Source organism: Stenotrophomonas sp. LGBM10, from assembly GCF_046736075.1.
Classification (GTDB): Bacteria; Pseudomonadota; Gammaproteobacteria; order Xanthomonadales; family Xanthomonadaceae; genus Stenotrophomonas.
The window spans coordinates 3332963-3357924 of the sequence record NZ_CP177163.1 but is presented as its reverse complement, the minus strand read 5'-3'; the positions used below and the strand labels follow the sequence as shown (position 1 = coordinate 3357924).

The window sequence follows — 24962 nt, the reverse complement described above, 5'->3', positions numbered from 1 at the left end:
TGCACGATGCCCCGGCACGCGGCGGCGCCTAGACTGAAAACGATTTCAATCAGGGCACGACAATGGCACGACGCTGGGGTGGATGGCTGCTGTGGACAGTGGCGATGATGACGGTGGCCGGCTGCGCGACCGCGCCGGATGACACGGCCGGCCAGTTCGTCGGCCGCGCGGTCAAGGTCGATGGCCGCACGTCGTACTACCAGGTCTTCGTGCCACGCAACGCGGCCGCCGCCCACGGTACGTTGCCGGTGGTGCTGTTCCTGCATGGTTCCGGCGAACGCGGGCGCGACGGCCGCCGCCAGACCCAGGCTGGGCTTGGCCCGTACCTGCGCCAGAACGCGGACAGCTTCCCCGGCCTGGTGGTGTTGCCGCAGGCGCCGAATGACCAGGAATGGTCCGGCGACACCAACCGCATCGCCCTGGCGGCGCTGGATGCGACCATCGCCGAGTTCGGCGCCGATCCCCGCCGCCAATACCTGACCGGCATGTCGATGGGCGGCTACGGCAGTTGGAACATCGCCCTGGACGCCCCCACCCGCTTTGCCGCGATCGTTCCGGTGTGCGGCGCGGTGGCGGCCCCCCGTGCGGTGCGGCCGACCCTGGTCGTCGACGACGTCGCCCACGAAAGCGACCCGTATGCCGCCATCGCCCAGCGCCTGAAACAGACCCCGATCTGGATCTTCCACGGCGCGTTGGACGACGTGGTGCTGCCCGAGGACGACCGCCGGCTGTACGCCGCGTTCCAGCAGGCCGGCGCCCGCGACGTGCGCTACACCGAGTACCCGCAGGGCAACCACAACGCCTGGGATGCCACCTACGCCGATGCGGCGATGTGGTCGTGGCTCTGGGCGCAGAAACGGTACTGACGTTCGGCCTGCAGACGCGATATCGTCGCCTCCACACAGTTTGCATGGAGGCTGACGATGCGTATGCGCCCGCAGATGCTGTTGCTTGCCCTTGCCGTTCCCGCCCCCGGGCTGGCCCAGGAACCGCCGCCGTCCAGCTACACCGTCACCACCGCGCTGCCCGCCGCGCAGGGCGAACCCGCGCTGGGCACGCAGTACCGCGCTGCCGTGCAGGACGCCGTGGACCTCAGCCTGGCCGGCAACCCTGCCGCCGCCGCGCCGGTGCTCACCGACGCCGTGCGCTACTGCGATGCGCAGCAGGCGGTACCCGGGCGTCGCGCACTGAGCTTCCAGACCCACCGCCAGTACGCACTGTACATGGAAGGCCCGGGGCGCGGCACCCCGACCGAATGGCTGGACCTGGCCTGCGCCAAGGCCTACAACCACCTCGGCTACATCGCCCTGGAGCGCGGCGACGTGGATGCCGCACTCCAGTGGCTGGACAAGGCCATCGCCGTGGCGCCCTACGACGCCGAGGCGCTGTGCGAACGCGGCGCGGCCCTGACCCGGCGCAAGGACTGGCAGGGCGCGATGGACAGCTACGCCCGCGCACTCGACCTGGCCCGCAGCCATCCCGAGAACCGCCGCATGGAAGCCCTCGCCCTGCGCGGCGTCGGCTTCGCCCACATCGAACTCGGCGATCTCCCAAGCGCGCGCGCCGCCTACCTCGCCTCGCAGAAACTCGACCCCGACAGCAAGACCGCCAGGAACGAACTGATCTACATCGACCAGCTGGAGCAGGCCAGGTAGTGCCGGCCGCTGGCCGGCTGCGAAACCACGCATTTCCGCGGCATTTCACCACAGGCATCAACGCGTTTGACCGACTTCACCGCGCGCGGAGATGACCGACCATGCGTCATGAGCTCCTCTCGACTGCGCACCGGCCGCTGTTCGCTCCCCGGACACACCTACGTTCTGACAACGGTCTGCCACAACCGCCGCCGCTGGTTTGAAGACCCCGATACAGCCGCTATCGCCATGAACCGCCTGCACGACCTCGACCAACGCGGTCACGCGCGATCCCTGGCGTGGGTGGTCATGCCGGACCATGTCCATTGGCTGCTCGAACTCGGCACGTCATCACTGCACGATGTCGCGCGACGCTTCAAATCCTCAAGCGCATTGGCCATCAACCGATCACACAGGCGTGGAGGCACCTTCTGGCAGTCGGGCTACCACGATCACGCCGTGCGCACCGACGCCTCGCTGCGGCAGCATGCCCTGTACCTTCTCGGCAGTCCCGTCAGGGCAGGCCTGACCGCGACGATAGGTGACTATCCCTACGCGTGGTGCGCCTGGCCACTGGACCCGTAGTGCCGGCCGCTGGCCGGCTCTTCATGCAGTAGGACCGGTAGTGCCGGCCGCTGGCCGGCTCTTCACGCGGTCGGATTCGTCTGGAGCCGGCCAGCGGCCGGCACTACCAACACCGCCGGATTCGTCTGGAGCCGGCCAGCGGCCGGCACTACCGGTCATGGGTATCGCGTGCGATACCGCCCCCTCACCCCAGCAACGTCTCCAGCACCGCCATGCGCACTGCGACGCCGTTGGCGACCTGGCGCAGCACCCACGACTGCGGGCCGTCGGCCACCTCGTCGGTGACTTCAACGCCGCGGTTGATCGGGCCCGGGTGCAGCACGGCGGCGTCCTGGCCGGCGCGCTTCAGGCGCGCGGCATCGAGGCCGTACTGGGCGTGATACTGCTCGATCGACGGCACCAGGCCTTCTTCCATGCGCTCACGCTGCAGGCGCAGCATCATCAGCGCATCGGCGCCTTCCAGCATGGCATCGAAATCCTGGCCGACGATGCAGCCCTTCAGCGTGTCATCGTCCGGCAGCAGCGACTGCGGGCCGCACACGCGGATCTCGCCCACGCCCAGGGTGCGCAGCGCGTGCAGGTCGGTGCGCGCCACACGCGAGTGCTTCACGTCGCCGACGATGATCACCTTCATCTTCGAAAAATCGCTGCCCTTGGCCTGGCGCAGGGTCAGCATGTCGAGCAGGCCCTGGGTCGGGTGCGCGCTGCGTCCGTCACCGGCGTTGACCAGTGCGGTGCCCTCGCCCGCGGCAGCGGCCAGTTCGGCCACGGCGCCGTCATCGGGATGGCGCACCACGAAGCCGCGCACGCCCATCGCTTCCAGGTTCTTCAGCGTGTCGCAGGCGGTTTCGCCCTTGCGCGTGGACGAGGTCGACGCGTCGAAGTTCAGCACGTCCGCGCCCAGCCGCTGTGCGGCCAGCTGGAACGAGCTGCGGGTGCGGGTGGACGGCTCGAAGAACAGCGTGCACACCGCCGAGCCCCCCAGCACGTGGCGCTTGTTGCCGACCCGGCCCACCGCTGCGTCGCGGATCTGGCCGGCGCGGTCAAGCAGCTGCAGCAGGGTCTGGCGGGGAAGACCTTCCAGGGTCAGCAGGTGGCGCAGGCGTCCATCGGAATCGAGTTGCGAGGCGGTCATGGGCTAGGTCTGGGAGTCAGGAAACGGGGGTGGCGTCGTCGGGGGAAGACAGCCAGCGCTCGATGATCACCGCTGCGGCCACCGCATCCAGGGTGGCGGCATCGCGGCGACGCTTGCGGCCTTCAGCGCGCTCGACCGCAAACCGGCGTGCCGCCTCGACCGAGCTGGAACGCTCGTCGATCAGCACCACCGGCAATTTGAAACGTTCGCGCAGCTGCCGGGCGAACCCCTGCGCGCGCTTGCGGTTGGGCTGGTCCTGGCCGTCCAGGGTGAGCGGATCGCCAACCACCAGCCCGTCCGGACGCCACTCCTTGAGCAGGCGTTCGACCGCGGCCCAGTCCGGCCCGTTGCCGTGCACGTCCACCACCGCAATGGCGCGGGCATGCGTGCCGAACGAACTGCCGATGGCCACGCCGATCCGGCGCGAGCCCACGTCGAAACCGAGCACGGTGCCGTCGCGGCGGATGGTGCCGGGCGCTGTCGTGACCGGCTCAGACATGGCCGCTGTAGTCGGTGAGGCGGAACAGGTCCACGCCGATGCGCGATGCCGCGCCCTGCCAGCGCTGCTCCAGCGGCGTGCTGAACAGCAGTTCCACATCGGCCGGCACGGTGAGCCAGCTGTTTTCAGCCAGTTCGCTTTCAAGCTGCCCTTCGCTCCAGCCCGCACAGCCCAGCGTGACCAGCGCGTTGCGCGGGCCTTCGCCACGCGCCATCGCTTCGAGGATGTCGCGCGAGGTGGTCAGGAACACGCCCTGGCCCACGTTGAGACTGGAATCCCAGGGGCGCGCATCGTCATGGATCACAAAGCCGCGCTCGGGATGCACCGGGCCGCCGTTGAGCACGATCTGCCCGCGCAGCGCGCCGTCTTCGGTGGGAATCTCCATCTGTGCCAGCACTTCGCCCAGGGTGTATTCGGAGGGCTGGTTGACCAGCACCCCCATCGCCCCGTTGTCGTCGTGCTGGCAGATCAACGCCACGCTGCGCGCGAACGTGGGATCGGTCAGCGACGGCAGCGCGACCAGAAGGTGATGGGCGAGAGAAGTGGAAAGCTCGGACATGGGGCCATTCTAACCGCTGGGCCTGCGCACCGGCGTGAGCCCTCCGCTACGATGCACGCACTCACGGAAGGAGACCGTCCATGAACGACAGCGCGCCGTTGCCGCTCAACACCCGCAGCGCCATCGTACTGATCGCGCTGCTGCAGGGCCTGCTGCTGTACGTGGCCACCCAGGCCGACACCGCCTGGCCCTTCAACAGCATGACCGGCCAGCTGTGCTGGAACGCGGCGATGCTGCTGGTGCCCACCGCGATCACGCTGGCCGTGACCCGGCTCGACGACCGCCGCCTGTGGGCGCATGCCGGCGTTGGCCTGCTGTGCGTGCTGGCGCTGGCCGGCTGGGTCGGCTGGAACCTGCAGGGCGCGCCCGGGCTGGCAGAAGGACCGCTGGTCACGCCGTTTGCCCTGTGCATGGCCGTGGGCTTCGTCGTACTGCTGCCGTGGTGGCAGTTCCGGCTCGCCAGCGGCCATTGGCGGGCCACCTACGCCGCCCTGTTCGAACACGCCTGGCAGAACGCGCTGACGCTCGCCCTGGCTGTGGCGTTCACCGGGCTGACCTGGCTGCTGCTGTGGTTGTGGGCGCTGCTGTTCATGCTGGTGGACATCCGCTTTTTCAGCGTGCTGTTCCAGGAGGGCGCGTTCATCGCCTTGTCCACCGGCACGCTGATGGGCTTCGGCATCCTGATCGGGCGTACCCAGCAGCGCGCGGTGCAGGTGACCCGCCAGGTGCTGTTCGCGGTGTGCAAGGGGCTGCTGCCGCTGCTGGCCTTCATCGCGGTGCTGTTCGTCTGCAGCCTGCCGTTCACCGGATTGGAACCGCTGTGGAAAACCCGTTCGGCCGCCATGCTGCTGCTGTCCATCGTGGCGCTGCTGGTTGTGTTCGCCAATGCGGTTTACCAGCAGGACAGCGACGTGCCGCCGTATCCGGCGTGGTTGCGGCGGCTGGTGGATGCCAGCCTGCTGTCATTGCCGATCTACGCGGGCCTGGCCCTCTACGCGGTGGCGTTGCGTGTTGCGCAGCACGGCTGGACGCTGCCGCGGGTATGGGTGGCGTTGATCGCGCTGCTGCTGGCCGGGTATGCGCTCGGCTATGCCTGGGCCACGCTGCGCCGGCAGCCGCGCTGGCTGCAGGGCATCGAGACGGTCAACCGCTGGGTCTGCTGGGCCGTGCTGGCCGCAGCGGTGCTGCCGCATACCCCGCTGCTGGACCCGGTGCGCCTGAGCGTGCACAGCCAGGTAGCCCGCCTGCAGGCGCAGGCGCCGCGCATCGAGGAAGAGGACGCCCGCGTGCTGCGCTTCGAACTCGGCCGGCGCGGCTACCAGGCCCTGCAGGCCCTGCGCGGCGCCCCGGGCTTCAGGGACGACCCGGGCGCCGTGGCGGTGATCGATACCACGCTGGCGCGTGAATCGCGTTGGCACAGCGACAGCAGCACCTCGTCGGCGGCCGCGGTCACCGGGCGCGCAGCGCTGCAGCGGCAGCTTGTATCCGCCGCCAACAGCCCGCCGCCGGACACGGCCTGGTGGGACGCGCTGCTCGCCGGCCAGGTGGCGGCCAACGACTGCCTGCGCCCCGGCCATCCCTGCGTCGCGCTGCGTCGCGATCTGGATGGCGACGGCCGCGACGAGATGCTGTTGTGCGATGTGAGCGGCACCGTGGGCGCATCCTGCCAGCTGCATGTCCTGGAAGGCACGCAGTGGCGCGACGGCGGTACCCTTACCTTCTGGGCCGGCAGCACCGGCCGCATCCAGACGGCGGTGCGCCAGGGCAACATCACGCTGCATCGCCCACGCTGGCCGCAGGTGTCGCTGGACGGCGGCGAGCCGCAGGACATCCAGACCCCTCCCCCTTCTTCCAAGGACACCCCGTGAGCGGCTACTGCCTGATCGCCCCCGGCCATCCCGTGCATGGCCACTACCACGACCACGAGTACGGCTTCCCGCAGCGTGACGAGCGCGAGCTGTTCGAGCGGCTGATCCTGGAGATCAACCAGGCCGGGCTGAGCTGGGAAACCATCCTGAAGAAGCGCGAGGGCTTCCGTGCCGCGTACGACGGTTTCGATGTGGACACCGTGGCCGCCTATGGCGAGCGCGACATCGAACGCCTGCTGGGCGATGCCCGCATCATCCGCAACCGGCTCAAGGTGCATGCGGCGGTCCACAACGCGCAGGTCATCCAGCAGCTGCGCGCCAGCCACGGCAGCTTCGCGGCGTGGCTGGACGCCCACCATCCGCAGGACAAGGCAGCGTGGGTGAAGCTGTTCAAGAAGACCTTCCGCTTCACCGGCGGCGAGATCACCGGTGAGTTCCTGATGAGCCTGAGCTACCTGCCCGGCGCGCACAGCCCGGACTGCCCGGTGTTCGCGCGGTTGGCCGGCATCGCGGATCAGACGCCCATGTAGCGGCCCGGGCGGTGGTTGAACATCAGCACCAGGCTGAGCACCACCGCGCCGATGGCCGAGTACATCACCTTCGACGGGGACAGCACGAAGAAGGCCACGCACATCAGCAGCGTGTCGAACGACATCTGCACCTTGCCGGCGCTCCAGCCGCGGGTGCGCTGCAGGTACACCGCCAGGATGCCGATGCCGCCGAGGCTGGCACGGTGGCGGATGTAGAACAGGATGCCCAGGCCGGCCAGCGCGCCGCCGACCAGCGCCGAGTACAGCGAACTCATGTGGGCGAAATCGGCCCAGCGCGGCAGCAGGTCGGTCAGCACGCCGCAGGCGGTCACGGCGGCGAAGGTCTTCAGGGTGAACTCCCAGCCCATGCGCCGCACCGCCACCCAGTAGAACGGCAGGTTGACCAGCACGAACACCAGGCCGAAGTTCCAGCCGAACGCGTAGTGGGCCAGAAATGCCAGCCCGGCCATGCCGCCGATCATCAACCCGCCCTTGGCGAAAATCGCCAGGCCCAGCGAGGCCACCAGCGTGGCCAGCAGCATGCCCTGCACGTCCTCGGCCACGGAATGGCGCAGTGCCTTTTCGTCGGCAACGGTGCCGGCACTGTCCGGCGGCGGGGTCAGCGGGCCAGCGGTGACCAGGTGGCCGTCAGCGTCGTCGCACGGCTCGGGGCTGTGGGAATCAAGGGAAGTCACGTGGGGGTACCGCGGGTGGGGGCGGTATTAGACACGATCTGCGTGACAGTTGCAGTTGAAATCGTTCAGCCAGCCTGCGCCCGCCGTTCAGCCGCCCCCGCCACGCAGGTGGTGGGCCACCAGAGCGTTGGCATGGCCGTGGCCCAGGCCGTGCTCGGTTTTCAGGAAGGCCACCAGTTCCATGTGCTTCAACCCGCCCTGGGTGACCAGCAGGGCCAGCCAGTGGCCGACCGGCTGGCCGTAGGTCTTTTCGATGGACGGGAAGTAGGAGGCGGGGCCTTTGATCGTCGGGGTATCGCTCATCTCGGTGCTCCAGGGGGGCGGTGGCGGGCCGGAAGGCACGCCTGTCATCCATAAGACGCTGCAGCGGGCGGAAAATCGACAGGCCCACGGCATCGCCGTCTTTCATGCCGGCTGAACACCCGGCTGCGGCAGCATGCAGGGCCTACCCGCGCATCCCCCACCCCCAAGGAGTTCGCGTCATGCCGTATGTCACCACCCCGGACAACACCCAGATTTTCTACAAGGACTGGGGCAAGGGCCAGCCGATCGTCTTCCACCACGGCTGGCCGCTCAGCGCCGACGACTGGGACACCCAGCTGCAGTTCTTCCTGCTGCAGGGCTACCGGGTGATTGCCCACGACCGGCGTGGCCACGGCCGCTCCTCGCAGACCAGCGGCGGCCATGACATGGACACCTACGTGGCCGACGTCAATGCCCTGGTCGACCACCTGGACCTGCGCGACGCCGTGCACGTGGGCCACTCCACCGGCGGCGGCGAGGTGGCCCATTACGTAGCCCAGGCCAAGCCCGGCCGCGTGGCCAAGGCGGTGCTGATCGGCGCGGTGCCGCCGATCATGATCAAGAGCGAAGCAAACCCCGGCGGCACGCCGCGGGAGGTGTTCGATGGCTTCCGCGCGCAGCTGGCGGCCGGGCGCGCCACGTTCTACCGCGAGGTACCGATTCCCTTCTACGGCTTCAACCGCGAGGGCACGCCGCCGGTGCAGGGCATCGTCGACAACTGGTGGCGCCAGGGCATGCTGGGTGCGATCAACGCGCACTACGACTGCATCAAGGCGTTCTCGGAAACCGACTTCACCGACGACCTGAAGAAGATCGACGTACCGGTGCTGGTCATGCACGGCGACGACGACCAGATCGTGCCGATCGCCGACTCGGCGGAGCTGTCGATCAAGCTGCTCAAGCACGGCACGTTGAAGGTGTACAAAGGCTACCCGCACGGCATGTGCACCACGCACGCCGATGTGATCAACCCGGATCTGCTGGCGTTCATCCGCGGATGAGAACGCGGTCCCGGGGGGGCAGCCGCTCCCCCGGGGCTTTGCGAGCGGATCGCCGTGGCCGCGCTCAGTCCCGCGCCGGCCTCGCCCACCGTGCGTTGTCGTCCTCGGGCAGCGGCAACGGTGACGGCGGCAGCGGCGGCGGGACCGGCATGGCGGCCTGCGACACCACCGGCCCGGCAACCTGCGCCGTTCCCGTCGTGCGGATACGGGCAATATCCGCGCGGCGCAGCACATAGGTCCGCGCCAGCATGTCGCCGATGCGCTGGCGGTTGCTGGACATCAGCGCCACCAGGCCTGCCGGAATGGCGCCGAAGAGGAAGGGATTCACCTCGATCAGACGCAGCGCCGTGCGCACGATCGACTGCCACCATGCAGGCCGTTCGCCGCGGATGTTCACCACCCGGGTGCCGGTCGCCAGCTTGCCCAGCGACCCACCGAAACGGGTTTCCATCACCGGAAAATAGGCCACCAGCAACGTCGTCCACAGCCAGGTGGCCTGCTTCGCGACGGTCTCACCCAGGGTCATCAGCGGCACGCCGATGATCAGGGCGAGCGCGGCGAAATCGATGAGGGTCGCCAGCCACCGGGCCGCGATGATCGATGACGTGTAGCCAGCGGCGATCGTGGCGGCGCTGGACACCCGCCCATCGCTGTTGAATGACACACCCGACATGTCCAGCGGTTTGACCGGGCCCTCCGGTGCGGCGGACGGCACCGACGCGCGATACGGATCATGCAGTTCCATATGCATTCTCTTCAGTCACAGTGCTACCGGCGCGGTGCCGGCCCCCTTCAAGCACTTTCTACGACAAGGGCGCGCCGGCATTGCACCGCGCGCGCCCGCTTCCGACCCCGCCAGCGTCAGCGGATTTCGGAGATCTCCACCCCATCCAGGCCCTGCGACAGCGTGCGCGCATCACCGCCCTGCGACAGCTTGATGCGCAGGCGCACCTCGTTCTGCGAGTCGGCGTAGCGCAGGGCGTCCTCGTAGCTGATCTCACCGGCCTGGTACAGCTCGTACAGACTCTGGTCGAAGGTGCGCATGCCCAACTGCACCGATTCCTTCATCACTTCCTTGAGCTTGTGGATCTCGCCGTCGCGGATGTAGTCCTGCACCAGCGGCGTGCCCAGCATGATCTCCATCGCCACCTTGCGCGACTTGCCATCCGGCGAGGGAATCAGCTGCTGGGCAACCACGCCCTTGAGGTTCAGCGACAGATCCATCAGCAGCTGGTTGCGGCGGTCCTCGGGGAAGAAGTTGATGATGCGGTCCATCGCCTGGTTGGCGTTGTTGGCATGCAGCGTACACAGCACCAGGTGGCCGGTCTCGGCAAACGCGATGGCGTGGTCCATGCCTTCGCGGGTACGCACTTCGCCGATCATGATGACGTCCGGTGCCTGGCGCAGCGTGTTCTTCAGCGCCGCTTCCCAGCTGTCGGTATCGATGCCGACTTCGCGCTGGGTGATGATGCAGCCTTCATGCTTGTGCACGAACTCGATCGGGTCTTCGATGGTGATGATGTGCCCGGTGGAGTTGTGGTTGCGGTAGCCGATCATCGCCGCCAGCGAGGTCGACTTGCCGGTACCGGTCGCGCCCACGAACAGGATGATGCCGCGCTTGGTCATCGCCAGCGTCTTGATGATCGGCGGCAGGCTCAGCTCTTCCACGGTGGGAATGCGCGTCTCGATGCGACGCAGCACCATGCCAACCTGGTTGCGCTGGTAGAAGCAGCTCACGCGGAAACGGCCGACACCGGACAGGCCGATGGCGAAGTTGCATTCGTGGGTTTTCTCGAACTCTTCGCGCTGTGCCGGCGTCATCACGTTCAGCACCAGGTCGCGGCTCTGCTGCGGCGTCAGCGGGGTCTGGGTGATGGGCGAGATCTTGCCGTTGACCTTGATCGCCGGCGGCATGCCCGCAGTGATGAACAGGTCTGACGCCTTCTGGTGCGCCATCAGCTTGAGGAACGAGGTGAAGTCGATGGTGGTGGTGCTCATCGCGGTGTGCTCCGAAGGTTGCCTGGAGCCGGCCAGCGGCCGGCACTACCGAACGTATCGAGCCGGGCCGTGCCCGGCGCGACCACTATTCGAAGATGCGCTTGTCCTTGGCGTATTCCCTGGCCTGGTTGCGCGTGATCAGGCTGCGCTTGACCAGGTCCTGGAGGTGCTGGTCGAGCGTCATCATGCCCATCTGCTGGCCCGTCTGGATCGCCGAGTACATCTGCGCCACCTTGTCCTCACGGATCAGGTTGCGGATGGCCGGGGTGCCCACCATGATTTCCCATGCGGCGGTACGACCGCCGCCCACCTTCTTCAACAGCGCCTGCGAGATCACCGCACGCAGCGACTCGGACAGCATCGAGCGCACCATCGGCTTCTCGCCGGCGGGGAACACGTCGATGATGCGGTCGATGGTCTTGGCCGCCGAACTGGTGTGCAGCGTGCCGAACACCAGGTGGCCGGTTTCCGCGGCGGTCAACGCCAGGCGGATGGTTTCCAGGTCACGCAGTTCGCCGACCAGGATGATGTCCGGATCTTCACGCAGCGCCGAACGCAGCGCTTCGTTGAAGCCGTGCGTATCACGGTGCACTTCGCGCTGGTTGATCAGGCACTTCTGCGAGGTGTGCACGAATTCGATCGGGTCCTCGACGGTGAGGATGTGGCCGTATTCGTTCTTGTTGATGTGGTCGATCATCGCCGCCAGCGTGGTCGACTTGCCCGAACCGGTCGGACCGGTGACCAGGATCAGGCCCTGCGGCTGGTCGATCAGCTCACGGAAGATCGGCGGGCACGCCAGGTCTTCCAGCGTGAGCACCTCCGACGGAATGGTACGGAACACCGCACCGGCGCCGCGGTTCTGGTTGAACGCGTTGACACGGAACCGGGCCAGCGACGGGATCTCGAACGAGAAGTCGACTTCGAGGAACTCCTCGTAATCGCGGCGCTGCTTGTCCGACATGATGTCGTACACCAGCGCGTGGACCTGCTTGTGGTCCAGGGCCGGAATGTTGATGCGACGGACATCGCCGTCCACGCGGATCATCGGCGGCAAGCCGGCCGACAGATGCAGATCCGACGCTTTGTTCTTTACGGAAAACGCCAACAGTTCGGCGATATCCATGCGCTGCTACTCCCCATGACTGCTGCGACTGGAAGGTTCTTTCCCCGGGCGGCAGTATAGCGTTCCTGATCTACCGGAATACGCCCGTGTCCGCGCTGCCCCTGTCCACCCTTCTGCTGAACCTGCACAACGCGGCGGCCGCCGCCGGGCGGCCAGATCCCCGCCTGCTCGCCGTCTCCAAGACCCAGCCGGCCGATGCGGTCGCCGCCCTGGCCGCGCAGGGGCAGCGTGCGTTCGGCGAGAACTACGTGCAGGAAGCAGTGGCCAAGATCGACGCGTTGGCGGCACTGGGCCTGGAGTGGCACCTGATCGGCCATCTGCAGTCGAACAAGGCCGAGCTGGCCGCGCAGCGCTTCGACTGGGTGCAGAGCGTGGATCGGGCAAAACTGGTCGCGGCGCTGGCCGCGCATCGGCCGGCCACCCTCACCCCCCTGAATGTGCTGATACAGGTCAACATCGACGATGAGGACAGCAAACACGGCTGCGCGCCCGAGGCGATCCCGGCGCTGGCGGCGGCGATCGACGCCGCGCCCACGCTGTGCCTGCGCGGCCTGATGGCCATCCCCGCACCGTGGCCCGAAGCGTCGCGCCGCACAGCGGCGTTCGAGCGCATGCGCGACCTGTTCCAGGCCCTGTCCGCCACGCACCCGGCAGTGGATACGCTGTCGATGGGCATGAGCGGCGATTACCCCGACGCCATCGCCCACGGTGCCACCCTGGTCCGCATCGGCACCGCCCTCTTCGGCGCACGCCCTTGACCCGTAGAGCGGGGCTCTGCCCCGCACGCCACCAGCCCCGTAGAGCGGGGCTCTGCCCCGCTGCTTTACGCGCACGGCAACAGCAGCCGGGTAGAACCCGGCTCTACGGATCGCTTTGCACCACGCAGCCAGGTAATGCCCCGCACGCCACCAGCCCCGTAGAGCGGGGCTCTGCCCCGCTGCCTTGCTGCAGCAGCCCCGTAGAGCGGGGCTCTGCCCCGCTGCTTTACGCGCACGCCAACAGCAGCCGGGTAGAACCCGGCTCTACGGCTCGCCTTGCACCACGCAGCCGGGTAGAACCCGGCTCTACTGTTCGCTTTGCACCGCGCCGCCGGGTAAAACCCGGCGCTACGATTTGCTTTGCACTACGCCGCCGGGTTGCCCCCGGCGCTCCCCCCTGACCGAGGACGCCTCATGACCAGCAGTTCGATCACCTTCATCGGCGGCGGCAACATGGCCCGCAGCCTGATCGCCGGCCTGATCCGCCAAGGGGTTGCCCCCGCCCACCTGCATGTCGCCGAACCGGTGGCCGAGCTGCGCAGCCAGCTCACCGCCGACTTCGGCGTGAAAACCTACGCCAGCGCCAGCGAAGCCGCGGCGCAGGGGCAGGTCTGGCTGCTGGCAGTAAAGCCGCAGGTGCTGCGCGATGTCTGCGCATCGCTGGCCGCGATCGCCGCAGCGACCACACCGCTGGTGGTCTCCATCGCCGCCGGCATCACCAGCGCGCAGTTGGCACGTTGGCTGGGCGGCAGCCCGGCCGTGGTCCGCGCCATGCCCAATACGCCAGCCCTGCTCGGCGCCGGCGTCACCGGATTGTTCGCCACCGCCGGGGTCAGCGACGCGCAGCGCCAGCAGGCCGACACCCTGCTGGCCAGCGCCGGGCGCACCGTCTGGATCGACGACGAAGCGCGCATGGACGCGGTCACCGCCGTTTCCGGCAGCGGCCCGGCCTACGTGTTCCTGCTCGCCGAAGCGATGGAAGCGGCCGCGCGCGCGCAGGGCCTGGCACCGGACGCTGCGCGCGAGCTGGTCGTGCAGACCCTGCTTGGCGCGTCGCGCATGCTCGATGAATCCGGCGAAGCGCCGGCCGAGCTCCGCCGCCGCGTGACCTCGCCGAACGGCACCACCCAGGCGGCGATCGAGTCCTTCCAGGCCGACGGCTTCGAAGCCACCGTCGCACGTGCGATCGAGGCCGCCACCCGCCGCGGACAGGCGCTGTCGGCTGCCAACGACTGACGGCTGTCAGCCGCGCGGCGGCACACCGACGTTGTCCAGCAGGAACGCCACAAAGCTGGACAGCTTCGGCCGCGGCCGCCGGTCCGGCAGGTACGCCAGATGCAACGGGCGCGGCTCGGGCAGGTAGTCGGCCAGGACCGGCTGCAACCGCCCGGCGGCCACATCCTCGGCCAGCAGCACCGCGGGCTGCAGGATCAATCCGGCGCCCGCCAGCGCCGCGCGGCGCAGCCCGTCACCGTCATTGCACAGCAGCCGCGAATGCTCCGACCAGTCCTGCTCGGGATGCCCGCGCAACCGCCAGCCATGCCCACCGCGCCAGGCCAGGTGGGTCAGGCAGTCGTGGTCGCGCAGATCCGCGGGATGCTGCGGAATGCCGTTGCGCGCCAGGTAGGACGGCGCCGCGCAGATCTGCATCGCATACGGCGGCAGCGGCCGCGCCACCCACTCGGCCGAGCCGAGCTGGCCCATCCGCACCACCGCGTCGAACTGCTCTTCGATCATGTCCACGCGGCGGTTGTTGAGGTCCAGTTCCACCGTCACCTGCGGATACGCCGCCAGGTAGCGCGCCACCAGCGGCGCCAGCACGCAGCTGCCCCAGGTGACCGGCGCGCTGATCCGCAGCACGCCCTGCGGCTGCGCCTGCAGACCTTCCACGCTGGCCTCGGCCTGCTGCACCTGTTCGAGCACCGCCCGGCACCCGGCCAGATAATTGCGTCCGGCATCGGTCAGGCTCTGGCGGCGCGTGTTCCGTTGCAGCAGGCGCACCCCCAGGTGCGTCTCCAGCTGCTGGATGTACTTGCCGACCATCACCGAGGACACCGCCAACTGCTCGGCGGCGGCAGTGAAGCTGCCCTGTTCGACCACGGCCACGAAGGTCTGCATGCAGCGCAACGTATCCATTGGAAACCCCAGCTTTGCAATCTACAAAGCATACCCCCGTTACCGAACCTTCCACAGCAGCGCAGACTGGCCTTCCCTTTCCCGGAGCGAGCCCATGAAAATCCTTCTTGTCGGTGCCACCGGCACCCTCGGCCAGGCCGTTGCCACCACCCTCGGCGCGCACCATGAGCTGCTCCGCGCGGGCCGGCATGGCGGCGACGTGCAGGTGGACCTGACCGACGATGCGAGCGTGCAGGCGATGTTCGAGCAGATCGGTACGCTGGACGCCGTGATCGCCACGACCGGCCGCCTGCATTTCGGCCCGCTGGCCGACATGCGTGCCGATCAGTTCAACCTGGGTCTGCAGGACAAGCTGCTGGGCCAGGTGCGACTGGCGCTGGCCGCACAGCACCACCTGCGGGTGGGTGGCTCGATCACGCTGACCAGCGGCATCGTCAGCGCCCAGCCGATCCGCGACGGCGCCAACGCCACCGCCGTCAATGCCGCGCTCGAAGGCTTCGTACGCGCAGCCGCCTGCGACCTGCTGCCGCGCGGTCTGCGCATCAACGTGGTCAGCCCGAACGTGCTGGTCGAGTCGATGGACGACTATGGTGCGTACTTCCCCGGCTTCGAACCGGTGACCGCGCAGCGCGCGTCGCTGGCCTACCAGCGCAGCGTGGAAGGCGTGCAGAGTGGCCAGGTGCTGACCGTCTGGTGACCTGACGACGGAGATGCGCAGTGCCGGCCGCCGGCCGGCACCCGCTCATTCCCAGCGTCGTGGGCCGTCGCCCTGCTCGCCCAGCGCATCGCCCGGGTTGGTCAGCCGGCAGCGCTTGAGCGACAGGCAGCCGCAGCCGATGCAGTCGGTGAGCTGATCGCGCAACAGCAGCAGCTGCTCGATCCGCTGGTCCAGCTCGCTGCGCCACAACGCCGACATCCGCGCCCATTCGGCCTTGGTGGGGGTCTTGTTTTCCGGCAGCGCAGCGAAGGCGCTGGCCACCGCGTCCAACGGCATCCCCACCCGCTGCGCGACGCGGATCACCGCCAGCCGGCGCAGCACGTCGCGGGCGAACCGGCGCTGGTTGCCTGCAGTGCGCAGGCTGCGGATCAGCCCCTTGCGCTCGTAGAAGTGCAGCGCCGACACCGCCACGCCGCTGCGCTTGGCCACTTCGCCTACACTCAATTCCTGCGCGATCACTGCTTGACCTCAACCTTGGTTCAGGTGACATCCTGCGCTGCGCCCCGGCGCTCTGCAAGCGCCTGCCCCCTTGTTGCCTGGATGTCTCCATGTCTTCCGATGTCGTCGTACCCGCTTCCACCCCCGGTCACGCCCAGACTCCGCCCTCGATCCTGTCCCCGCCCTACCGTGCCACCACCATCGGCATGGTCGCGCTGGTGTCGCTGCACGGGTTCGAAGCACTGGCGGTCGCTGCCGCCATGCCCACCGTCGCCCACGACCTGGACGGGCTGCGCCTGTACGCGCTGGCCTTCGGCGGCACCCTGGCCACCAGCGTGATCGGCATGACCCTGGCCGGGCGCTGGAGCGATCAGCGCGGTCCCGCGCGGCCGCTGTGGTTGGGCCTGGCCTGCTTCATCGCCGGCCTGCTGGTAGCCGGGCTGGCGCAGCACATGCCGGTGCTGGTGCTGGGGCGGCTGATGCAGGGCCTTGGCGCCGGTGCGATCTCGGTGGCGCTGTATGTGCTGGTCGGGCGCACGTTTCCCGACGCGATGCGGCCACGGGTGTTCGCCGCGTTCTCCGCCGGCTGGGTGGTACCCTCGCTGATCGGTCCGAGCATCAGCGGCCTGATCGTGCAGCATCTCGGATGGCGTTGGGTGTTCCTGGCCGTGCCGCTGCTGGCCGTCCCGGCCGCACTGCTGCTGCGCCCCGCCCTGCGCAACCTGCCGCCGCCCCCCGCCGCTGCGGACAGCAGCCCCACGGTGGTGCGTTGGGCCATCGGTGCGTCGATGGGCGCGCTGCTGCTGTACATCGGCGGCCAGCAGACCGGCTGGGCGGCGCTGGGCCTGCTGCTGCCCGCCCTGGCGCTGCTGGGGCTGTGCAGCTGGAAGCTGCTGCCGCGCGGCACCCTGCGCCTGCATCGCGGCCTGCCGAGCGTGATCGCTCTGCGCGGCATCGCCGCCTCGGCCTTCTTCGGCTGCGAAGCGTTCCTGCCCCTGCTTCTGCAGCGCGAACGTGGGTTGACCCCGTTGTTGGCCGGCGTGGCGTTGAGCCTGGGCGCACTGGGCTGGTTCAGCGGTTCCTGGCTGCAGGGCCATCAGCAGCGCGGCTGGTCGCGCCGGCAACTGCTGCAGAGCGGAGCGCTGTTGATGTGCGCAGGCATCGTCGCCACCTCGCTGGCGATCCAGCCCGGCGTGCCGCTGTGGCTGGCGCTGGCCGGCTGGTCGCTGACCGGGCTGGGCATGGGCCTGATCTACCCGAGCCTGTCGGTGCTCACGCTGTCGCTGTCGCCCCCGGCCGAACAGGGCGCCAACACCTCGGCCCTGCAGTTGAGCGAGGCACTGGGCGTGGCGACCACCCTGGCCATCTCCGGCTCGCTGTTCGCCCTGTTCCTGCAAGGCAACGTGATGCTCGGCTACCTGCTCACCTACGCGATCATGCTGGTACTGGCCGCGGCCAGCGTAGCCGTGGCACGGCGCGTGTAGCGCCGGGTTCTACCCGGCTGCCGTTGAAGGCACGCCCCGTAGAGCCGGGTTCTACCCGGCTGCCCTTCGCGTCCGCCCAAAGCAGCGGGGCAGAGCCCCGCTCTACGGGGGCGCACCCACCATCGCACCGGGTTCCACCCCACCGGGACAGGCACCACCGTCGCACCGGGTTCCATCCAACCGCGATAGGCACGCCCCGTAGAGCCGGGTTCTACCCGGCTGCCGTTCGCGTCCGCCCAAAGCAGCGGGGCAGAGCCCCGCTCTACGGGTAACGCACTCACCGTCGCGCCGGGTTCCATCCAACCGGGACAGGCACCACCGTCGCACCGGGTTCCACCCCACCGGGATAGGCACCACCGTCGCACCGGGTTCCATCCAACCGCGATAGGCACCGCCGTCGCGCCGGGTACCAACCAACCGCGATAGGCACCGCCATCTCGCCGGGTTCCACCCAACCGCGATAGGCACGCCCCGTAGAGCGGGGTTCTACCCGGCTGCCCTTCGCGTCCGCCCAAAGCAGCGGGGCAGAGCCCCGCTCTACGGGTGTGCGTCGCCTACGTCCTTGAGGTCTTCGCGCAGGATGCGGCGGATTTCTAGTACCGCCTGCGGGGTTTCCTGCACGCTGTGGCCGGAGATGATCACCTTCTCCGACACCGCTCCCTCCAGATGCGCGCTCCAGTACGGCACCAGCCCATCATCGGACTGCGCCAGCGGCACCTCGGGTTTGCGCTGGGCGATGATCGAGTGGTACTTCAGCCCCGGCATGATCGGCAACGCCCCGGCCGCCTTCACGAACGGGTCGCTGGCCTTGAGGTTGTCGATGCTGTTGGGAATCTGCAGCTTGGTCGGCTGCGCGGACTGGGTCTCGGCCTGCTGCAGCGTCTGGAACACATCCTCGAACTTGCCCAGGATGGTGATCGGCAGGCGCACCAGCCGCCCGATCAGGCGACCAAGGCGGTTGCCGGCGATGTCGGTGCCCTTGTGCGGGGCGGCGATGAAGATCGCGCGCTCCACGTTGGGTTCGGCGGTGAAGTGCAGCAGCGGCCCGAGCTTGGCCTCCACCCGCTTCAGGCGCTCGCCCTTGAGGTCGTAGTTGGCCAGCAACTGGTCCCACAGCACGTCGCCGGACGACGTGACCAGCAGGCGCGCCAGCACCCCGCCCATGCTGTGACCGATGAACACCATGTCCTTTGATGCCGGGCTGGTACCGGTGGGATCGAAGTGCCTGAGCGTGTTGTTGAACGCCTCATTGATCTCGAACCGGTTCAGCGCGATCGGCGCATTGGTCGGGTAGTACACCTGCCACACCTGGAAATGCCGGCGCAGCTCGGGGTCGCCCATGACCTCGTTGGCCACGTTCACCCACGCCTCGGGACTGCTGCCCAGACCGTGCAGCATGAAGATGATGCGGCGGTTCGGATCCCACGGCTGCATCAGGTACATGTGCGGTTCGGCGATGCCTTCGCTCAGCCCGAACAAGGTCCGCAGCGACTGCGTGGCGAAGCCCGACTGGGCCAGCCACATGCCGTAGGCGGCGGTGAAATTGCCGGCCAGCGGCACCTTCTCGCCGTGCAGGTCCACGCTTTCGGTGGACTCCGGCGAATACACGTCGAACAACACCTGGGTGGTGTCCAGCACCTGCTGCAGGGAGTCGCCCTTGAAGCGCAGCAGCGCGGTGGCGTTGATCGCCGACATTTCGCTGTACTGCGGAATCTCGGCCTTCTGTCCATCCGCCGGGGCCACCAGCTTGGGCGGGTCCATCACCACCACCAGTTCGGCGCCGAAGCCGTCCCGGCGGTAGGTACTGCGCAGCCCGGCAAAGCTCACCGACGAGGCCGAGACCATGCTGGTGGGGATGCTGGACATGCGCAGCTCATCGAAATCCGAGGTCAGCGTCCAGCGCTCGCCCGCGACCGGCGCGTTGTAGTCCTCACCTTCCAGCGCGCTCTCACGGGCACGCTTGAACACCACCGCCGCGGTCTGCTCGGCCGCATAGTTGTAGTAGTCGCGCACCTGCGTCTGGCGGTCTTCGAACGCGCGGTCGGACGGCGTGCGGCCGCTGAAGAACAGATAGGCATAGGCGTAACGCGCCGCCTCCAGCCAGGCATCCAGCGCCGCGTCGGACATCGGATGCTTGTCGCGGTCCTTCGGCTTCGGGCTCAGGCCCAGCGCCGTCTTCACCCACAGCTCGGACAGCGCCGACAGCCGCTGCTCCTCCGGCAGTACCGCCGTATCCTCCAGTGTTTTCTGGCAGGACACCGTGTCCTTGGCGCACAGCTCCTCATCCAGGCCGATGACGCTCAACGTTTCCTGCGAGGCGGCACTCAACTTGCCTGACGTCAGCACGTCGCCGCGCTTGTTGGCCAGGTACTCGGTAGGCGCCACCTGCTTCATCGTCACCATCGCGCAGCCGCTGGACAACAGCAGCGACAGCACCACGGCCAGCAACGGCAGCACGCGGCGCGACAGGCCGCTCACACGCACCATCATGGTTCGCTTCCTTGCTCGATGCCGGGCACGCCGCGGCGGATCTGACGGGAGAAATCGGGCGCATCGCCGGCGGCCCGTGCGCGCTCGGTAATGCGCCCACGCGCCTTCAGCGTGGCAAACGGCACGCCCGGGGTCAGTACACCCAGGTCGCGCGCGTACTCGGCGAAATAGCCGGACACCAGCAGGCGGTAATCCAGCGGCAGCCCCGGCGCGATCTGCTTGGCCAGTTCGTAGACGATGGTGGTGCAGTTGCTGGTCAGCGTGTTGTAGAACGCCGGTGCGGCGTCCAGCTTGCGCGCCTCGCCCAGGTAGGACACGAACAGCCCCTTGAGCTGTTCGCGGGTCATGCCCTGCAGGCGGTACAGATACACATCTTCGCCACGCACATTGCTGCGCACGCGCACGATGTCGGTTTCCTCCGATGCCACCAGCGTCATTTCGAATTTGCGGAAGAACCCACCCAGCGCCGAGAACGACTCGCCCCGCTCCTTGCGGATCTCCAGCGAGAACACCAGGTAACGACCGTCCGCGAAACCGAACGACACCAGAGTGTGCGCGATCGTCGGCCCCATCCAGTACGACAGGATCAGATCGGCCGAGCGCAGCTGATCAAGGTCGTAGGTGCGGCGCTCCCAGCGCACGTCATGATCGTCCTCGCTGCGCCAGGTGAAGTTGCGCACGTTGTCGAGTACCACGTGGGTGCCGTCGAACGTGACCACTTTCAGCCGCTGCGCGACATCATCTGCCCAGACCCGATCCTGGCGGGGCGCCACCAGCAGCCACCACACACCGGTCAGGACCAGCACGGCCACGAACACCGGCCCCGGCCAACGGCCGGCGCGGGCGCGGCCCACCGCGACTGCGGTACCCACGGCAAACAATGCCCAGCCAGCGACCACCACGTAACGTATCCACGCGGGCCCGGGCAACTGGAAGGCCAGCCAGCCGGTCACCCACAGGGCCGCCACCAGCATCAGGGCGGCCAGCCCCCATCGTCCTGCTTTCTTCACACGCGTCGTTCCGTCGTTGATGATCCGGGGCGCTAGTTAGCCACAACCCCGGTGCAGGCAACATGTTCGCGTGTTCAGGTTTGTCGAGGCAGCGCGTGCCGTCGTCGTTCAACCGCCCCGAACGCGGCGCGCTGCCGACCTTCTGCCACGGCGCCATGCCCTTCCGGCCATGCAGCAGCGGGCGCTTGAGCGGCAAGCGGCGGGGCAGCGGAATGCCTATCCCGGGCGCGGCACGGTCGTCGCTGCGCAGGGCAGTGGCGCGCTCGCCGACCAGCAGCGCTGCCACTTCCTCCAGCCCATCACGCATTGCACGGGTCGCGGTCTGCAAGGGGTTCATGGGGGTCTCCAGCGGCGGTGGGGACGATCCACGTTACGGGTGTGGCCGCCTACGCGACGTGCAGGGCCTGTGGCATTCGCATGAATGCGCCGGGCGCCCACCACGCGTTTAAGACTCATTTGCATTGATGGGGGGACGTCCTGATAATCCGCCCCCAACCTCCCCCCGGATTTCCGTCATGCCTGCTCCGCGCCGCTCCTCTCTGCTGCTGGGCCTGGGCGCTCCCGCCCTGCTCGCCTCGGCCCTTGCCCATGCCCAGGACGGCAGCGATGCGCGCACGCTGGACGCGGTCACCGTGGTCGCAGAGCGCGCCAGCACCGCAACCAAGACCGACACCCCGCTCACCCAGACCCCGCAGGCCATCAGCGTGGTCACCGCCGACCTCTTCACCGACCGCGGCGCGCACAACCTGCAGGAAACCCTGCGCTACAGCGCCGGCGTCACCGCCGATGCCTACGGCCTGGATACCCGCAGCGACGGCAGCACCGTGCGCGGCCTGGATCCGGTGCAGTACCTGGACGGCCTGCGCCGCAGCTACGGCTTCAATCCGATGGCGCGCACCGAGGTCTACGGCCTGGAACGGGTGGAAGTGCTGCGCGGCCCGTCGTCGGTGCTGTATGGCGCCGGCGCCACCGGCGGCATCATCAATGCCATGACCAAGCGCCCGACCTTCACCGACATCGGTGGCGAGGTCGGTGTGCAGCTGGGCAACTTCGACCGCAAGCAGTTCCAGGCCGATGTCGGGGGCGCGCTGAATGACGCCGGCACCCTCGCCGGCCGCGTGGTGGGCCTGGTGCGCAACGCGGGCATGCAGACCGACTTCGTCGACGACGACCGCATCTACATCGCCCCCTCGATCAGCTGGCGCGGCGAACGCAGCACGCTCACCCTGCTCACCAGCTACCAGCACGACAAGACCGCCTCCAGCCAGCAGTTCCTGCCGGTAGTGGCCACGCTGAACGCGCCGGCCGGCACGCCGCGCCTGGATCCGTCCACGTTCCTTGGCGACCGCGATTTCGACCTGCTCGACTCGCGCGTCTACAGCATCACCGCCTTGTTCGATCACCGTTTCAGCGACACCGTCAGCCTGCGTTCCTCGGTGCGCTATCTGGATGGCAAGACCGAATTCCGCGAACTCTATCCGGATACCTACACCAACCCGCTCGATCCCTTCATCGATGCGGACAAGCGCGTGGTCAACCGCAACGCCTACGGTGTGCGCCCGGACGTGCGTGCGCTGGCCAGCGATACCGCCGTGCAGTTCGACTTCGCCACCGGCGCGTTCCAGCACCTGCTGCTGGCCGGCGTGGACTACAGCGATTACCGCGAGGCGTCGGCCGGGCTGGATGCCACCCCGACCCCGATCGACATCTACACCCCCGTCTCCAGCGGCGTCACCATCAACGGCTGGAACCGCCTGCCGGACCAGCGCACCACCCAGCTGGGCGTGTACGTGCAGGACCAGATCCGCTGGGCCGATCGCGTATCGCTGGTACTCGGCGCCCGCCGCGACCACGCGCGCAGCAAGACCGAAGGCCTGCCCAGCCAGACCGACAACGCCACCACGTACCGCGCCGGCCTGATCGGCGATGTCGGCGGCGGCGTATCGCCGTACATCAGCTACAGCGAATCGTTCCTGCCGGTCACCGGCCAGGACCTGTACGGCCGTGCGTTCAAGCCCATGCAGGGGCACCAGGTCGAGGGCGGCGTGAAGTGGCAGCCGGCGCGCAACATGCTCGTCACCGCGTCGGTCTACCGCATCACCGAGACCAACCGCCAGACCAACGATCCGGACAACGTGCTCAACGTCATCCAGACCGGTGAAATCCAGTCCAAGGGCGTGGAGCTGGAAGGCCAGTTCACCCTCGCCAACGACCTCACCGTGACCGCAGCCTATGCACGCAACAAGGCCGAAGTGACCAGAAGCAACTTCGCCCTCGAAGTGGACCAGCGCCTCAACGACACCCCGCAGGAGCTGTCCTCGCTCTGGGTGGCCAAGGGGTTCCAGCTTGACGACGCCGCACGCCTGCGCGTGGGTCTGGGCGGCCGTTATGTCGGCAACACCCAGTCGCTGGGCTACGGCGGCTTCATCCGCACGCCGAGCTACACCCTGGTGGACGCGCTGCTGGAAGTACAGGTCACCGACTGGACGATGGCGCTGAACATCACCAACCTGGCCGACAGGAAGTACTACGCGCCGTGCCGCAACTTCGGCGACTGTTTCACCGGCAACCCGCGCACCGTTACCGGCACCATCAGCTACCGTTTCTGATCCACCCGGCGGCGGTGGCCCCGTGCCGCCGCCCTGCACCACCCCCGCCTCCAGCCATCGCCAGAGCGCACATGCAACGATCCACCCTCAAAACCTGGTTCCTCGTGCACAAGTGGACCAGCCTGGTCTGCACCGTGTTTCTGCTGCTGTTGTGCGTGACAGGCCTGCCCCTGGTGTTCGGCGAGGAGATCGCCCATCTCAGCGAACCACACGTGGACGCTCCGCAGGCGCGCGCCGCGCCGCGCGACCTGGATGCCCAGGTGCGTACCGCGCTGGCCGCCTACCCGGGGAACGTGCCGCTGTTCGTTGGTTGGGATTGGGACGGACACACCGTCTACGTCAATACCGGCACGCGACCGGATACGCCGCCCCCGCAGATGAAGACCGCGCTGCTCGACGCCAGCTCCGGCCAGCTGCTTCCCGCACCCCAGTTCAATGAAGGCGTGATGTACTTCCTGTACCGCCTGCACACCGACCTGTTCCTCGGCCTGCCGGGCATGTTGTTCATGGGCGCGATGGGCCTGCTGTTCGCCGTCGCCATCGTCTCGGGGCTGGTGCTGTATGGCCCCTTCATGCGCCGGCAGCCGTTCGGCACCCTGCGCACCGGGCGCAGCCGCCGCCTGGCCTGGCTGGACCTGCACAACCTGCTGGGCGTGGTCACCCTGGGCTGGGCGCTCGTGGTGGGCATTACCGGTGCCATCAACACCATCGCCAAACCGCTGGAACAGGCCTGGCAGAGCGAGCAGCTCGGCGAGTTCGCCGCACGCTACGCCGGCCAGCCCCGCCCGGTTGTGCTGGCATCGCTGCAGGCCGCCGTGGACACCGCCCGTGCCGCCGAGCCCGGCATGCGGCCGGCGTTCGTCAGCTTCCCCGGCACCGGTTACAGCGGCGACCACCACTACGGTGTGTTCATGCAGGGCAGCACACCGCTGACCGAGCGCCTGTACCGGCCCGTGCTGATCGATGCCGGCACCGGTGCGCTCACTGCGCAGCCACAGTTGCCGGCCTACATGACCGTACTGCTGATCAGCCAGCCGCTGCACTTCGGCGACTACGGCAAGCTGCCGCTGAAGATCCTGTGGGCGCTGCTCGATCTGCTCACCATCGCAGTGCTGGTCACCGGCCTGTACCTGTGGTTCAAGCGGGGCAGCACCGAGGCGCGCGTGACCGAGATCGAACGGGCGGCCCGGACCGGGGACACCGCATGAACCGGCCCACGCCTTCGGTCCGCCATCCCTTCGTTGCCCCGGCATGGATCGCCGCTGCCAGCGTGCTCGGCCTGGTCAGCGCGCTGGTCGGCGATGGCGTGTTCGACGTGGTGTCCTGGGGCGTGTTCGCCGCGTTGATCGCCGTGGTCATCCGGGCTTGGCGGCGGCGCACGCGCTGACG

At 68.3% G+C, this 24962-nt stretch carries 25 protein-coding genes; 13 read left to right on the top strand and 12 right to left on the bottom strand.

Features of this window, described 5'->3' with window-relative positions:
• The first annotated feature begins 62 nt into the window (after positions 1-62).
• The 3 genes from ACLB90_RS14645 (at position 63) to ACLB90_RS14635 (ending at position 2219) form a co-directional block, all read left to right on the top strand.
• Positions 63-866 (top strand): prolyl oligopeptidase family serine peptidase, encoded by an 804-nt coding sequence (locus ACLB90_RS14645; RefSeq protein ID WP_411850143.1) that lies wholly within the window; start codon positions 63-65, stop codon positions 864-866.
• Positions 867-923: 57 nt separating this feature from the next.
• Positions 924-1655, top strand: a complete 732-nt coding sequence (locus tag ACLB90_RS14640) for a tetratricopeptide repeat protein (protein ID WP_411850142.1) — start codon at positions 924-926, stop codon at positions 1653-1655.
• Positions 1656-1763: 108 nt separating this feature from the next.
• On the top strand, positions 1764-2219 hold the full coding sequence (locus ACLB90_RS14635) for an REP-associated tyrosine transposase (RefSeq protein ID WP_411850141.1): 456 nt from the start codon (positions 1764-1766) through the stop codon (positions 2217-2219).
• A 184-nt stretch (positions 2220-2403) separates the two neighbouring features.
• On the opposite strand, the gene ACLB90_RS14630 is transcribed toward ACLB90_RS14635, so the two are convergent.
• Genes ACLB90_RS14630 through ACLB90_RS14620 form a run of 3 tightly spaced genes read right to left on the bottom strand, consistent with a single transcriptional unit; the run spans position 2404 to position 4412 of the window.
• Entirely contained in the window at positions 2404-3354 is a 951-nt protein-coding gene (locus ACLB90_RS14630; RefSeq protein ID WP_411850140.1) for an aspartate carbamoyltransferase catalytic subunit, read from the bottom strand.
• Positions 3355-3370: 16 nt separating this feature from the next.
• On the bottom strand, positions 3371-3853 hold the full coding sequence (ruvX, locus tag ACLB90_RS14625; RefSeq protein ID WP_411850139.1) for a Holliday junction resolvase RuvX: 483 nt from the start codon (positions 3851-3853) through the stop codon (positions 3371-3373).
• Positions 3846-4412, bottom strand: coding sequence for a YqgE/AlgH family protein (locus tag ACLB90_RS14620; RefSeq protein WP_411850138.1), 567 nt, complete (start codon positions 4410-4412; stop codon positions 3846-3848). The genes ruvX and ACLB90_RS14620 overlap by 8 nt, the downstream gene beginning before the upstream one ends.
• Before the next feature lie 80 nt (positions 4413-4492).
• Between ACLB90_RS14620 and ACLB90_RS14615 the strand changes: the two genes are divergently transcribed.
• Entirely contained in the window at positions 4493-6280 is a 1788-nt protein-coding gene (locus ACLB90_RS14615; protein ID WP_411850137.1) for a DUF4153 domain-containing protein, read from the top strand.
• The gene (locus tag ACLB90_RS14610) at positions 6277-6810 is read left to right on the top strand and encodes a DNA-3-methyladenine glycosylase I (protein ID WP_411850136.1); all 534 of its coding nucleotides are present in this window, start codon (positions 6277-6279) and stop codon (positions 6808-6810) included. The genes ACLB90_RS14615 and ACLB90_RS14610 overlap by 4 nt, the downstream gene beginning before the upstream one ends.
• Here ACLB90_RS14610 and ACLB90_RS14605 read toward each other — a convergent pair.
• Both ACLB90_RS14605 and ACLB90_RS14600 read right to left on the bottom strand, forming a co-directional pair.
• Positions 6795-7505 carry a YitT family protein gene (locus ACLB90_RS14605; protein ID WP_411850135.1) on the bottom strand — a complete coding sequence of 237 codons (711 nt, stop codon included), beginning with the start codon at positions 7503-7505 and terminating at the stop codon, positions 6795-6797. The genes ACLB90_RS14610 and ACLB90_RS14605 overlap by 16 nt on opposite strands.
• Before the next feature lie 87 nt (positions 7506-7592).
• A complete protein-coding gene (locus ACLB90_RS14600; protein ID WP_411850134.1) occupies positions 7593-7808 on the bottom strand; it encodes a DUF4287 domain-containing protein in 216 nt (71 codons plus the stop codon).
• A 179-nt stretch (positions 7809-7987) separates the two neighbouring features.
• On the opposite strand from ACLB90_RS14600, the gene ACLB90_RS14595 reads away from it, so the two are divergent.
• Entirely contained in the window at positions 7988-8809 is an 822-nt protein-coding gene (locus tag ACLB90_RS14595) for an alpha/beta fold hydrolase (RefSeq protein WP_411850133.1), read from the top strand.
• 64 nt (positions 8810-8873) lie between these two features.
• On the opposite strand, the gene ACLB90_RS14590 is transcribed toward ACLB90_RS14595, so the two are convergent.
• The 3 genes from ACLB90_RS14590 to ACLB90_RS14580 all read right to left on the bottom strand — a co-directional run bounded on the left by ACLB90_RS14590 (position 8874) and on the right by ACLB90_RS14580 (position 11930).
• The gene (locus tag ACLB90_RS14590; protein ID WP_411850132.1) at positions 8874-9554 is read right to left on the bottom strand and encodes an RDD family protein; all 681 of its coding nucleotides are present in this window, start codon (positions 9552-9554) and stop codon (positions 8874-8876) included.
• Positions 9555-9670: 116 nt separating this feature from the next.
• Complete coding sequence (locus ACLB90_RS14585) at positions 9671-10807, bottom strand: PilT/PilU family type 4a pilus ATPase (protein WP_411850131.1); 1137 nt, start codon at positions 10805-10807, stop codon at positions 9671-9673.
• An 85-nt stretch (positions 10808-10892) separates the two neighbouring features.
• Positions 10893-11930 (bottom strand): type IV pilus twitching motility protein PilT, encoded by a 1038-nt coding sequence (locus ACLB90_RS14580; RefSeq protein WP_019185385.1) that lies wholly within the window; start codon positions 11928-11930, stop codon positions 10893-10895.
• An 86-nt stretch (positions 11931-12016) separates the two neighbouring features.
• Between ACLB90_RS14580 and ACLB90_RS14575 the strand changes: the two genes are divergently transcribed.
• Together ACLB90_RS14575 and proC are read left to right on the top strand one after the other, a co-directional pair.
• Positions 12017-12688, top strand: coding sequence for a YggS family pyridoxal phosphate-dependent enzyme (locus ACLB90_RS14575; protein ID WP_411850130.1), 672 nt, complete (start codon positions 12017-12019; stop codon positions 12686-12688).
• A 414-nt stretch (positions 12689-13102) separates the two neighbouring features.
• Positions 13103-13924: a pyrroline-5-carboxylate reductase gene (proC, locus tag ACLB90_RS14570; RefSeq protein ID WP_411850129.1), complete on the top strand. Its 822-nt coding sequence runs from the start codon at positions 13103-13105 to the stop codon at positions 13922-13924.
• A 6-nt stretch (positions 13925-13930) separates the two neighbouring features.
• Here the strand turns inward: proC and ACLB90_RS14565 are convergent, their stop codons facing one another.
• On the bottom strand, positions 13931-14824 hold the full coding sequence (locus ACLB90_RS14565) for a LysR substrate-binding domain-containing protein (RefSeq protein ID WP_411850128.1): 894 nt from the start codon (positions 14822-14824) through the stop codon (positions 13931-13933).
• Positions 14825-14918: 94 nt separating this feature from the next.
• Between ACLB90_RS14565 and ACLB90_RS14560 the strand changes: the two genes are divergently transcribed.
• The gene (locus tag ACLB90_RS14560; RefSeq protein ID WP_411850127.1) at positions 14919-15521 is read left to right on the top strand and encodes a short chain dehydrogenase; all 603 of its coding nucleotides are present in this window, start codon (positions 14919-14921) and stop codon (positions 15519-15521) included.
• 45 nt (positions 15522-15566) lie between these two features.
• Here ACLB90_RS14560 and soxR read toward each other — a convergent pair whose 3' ends face one another.
• Positions 15567-16001 (bottom strand): redox-sensitive transcriptional activator SoxR, encoded by a 435-nt coding sequence (gene soxR / locus ACLB90_RS14555; protein WP_411850126.1) that lies wholly within the window; start codon positions 15999-16001, stop codon positions 15567-15569.
• Between the two features lie 89 nt (positions 16002-16090).
• Here soxR and ACLB90_RS14550 point away from each other — a divergent pair, with 89 nt between their 5' ends.
• Entirely contained in the window at positions 16091-17464 is a 1374-nt protein-coding gene (locus ACLB90_RS14550; protein WP_411850125.1) for an MFS transporter, read from the top strand.
• A gap of 537 nt (positions 17465-18001) precedes the next feature.
• Here ACLB90_RS14550 and ACLB90_RS14545 read toward each other — a convergent pair.
• Together ACLB90_RS14545 and ACLB90_RS14540 are read right to left on the bottom strand one after the other, a co-directional pair.
• Entirely contained in the window at positions 18002-19954 is a 1953-nt protein-coding gene (locus ACLB90_RS14545) for an esterase/lipase family protein (protein WP_411850124.1), read from the bottom strand.
• Positions 19951-20928, bottom strand: a complete 978-nt coding sequence (locus tag ACLB90_RS14540) for a DUF4105 domain-containing protein (RefSeq protein WP_411852767.1) — start codon at positions 20926-20928, stop codon at positions 19951-19953. Before ACLB90_RS14540 ends, ACLB90_RS14545 begins: the two co-directional genes overlap by 4 nt.
• Positions 20929-21479: 551 nt before the next feature.
• Between ACLB90_RS14540 and ACLB90_RS14535 the strand changes: the two genes are divergently transcribed.
• The 3 genes from ACLB90_RS14535 to ACLB90_RS14525 all read left to right on the top strand — a co-directional run bounded on the left by ACLB90_RS14535 (position 21480) and on the right by ACLB90_RS14525 (position 24960).
• On the top strand, positions 21480-23573 hold the full coding sequence (locus ACLB90_RS14535; RefSeq protein WP_411850123.1) for a TonB-dependent siderophore receptor: 2094 nt from the start codon (positions 21480-21482) through the stop codon (positions 23571-23573).
• 71 nt (positions 23574-23644) lie between these two features.
• Positions 23645-24781, top strand: coding sequence for a PepSY-associated TM helix domain-containing protein (locus ACLB90_RS14530; protein WP_411850122.1), 1137 nt, complete (start codon positions 23645-23647; stop codon positions 24779-24781).
• Positions 24778-24960 carry a hypothetical protein gene (locus ACLB90_RS14525; protein ID WP_411850121.1) on the top strand — a complete coding sequence of 61 codons (183 nt, stop codon included), beginning with the start codon at positions 24778-24780 and terminating at the stop codon, positions 24958-24960. Before ACLB90_RS14530 ends, ACLB90_RS14525 begins: the two co-directional genes overlap by 4 nt.
• Positions 24961-24962: the final 2 nt, after the last annotated feature.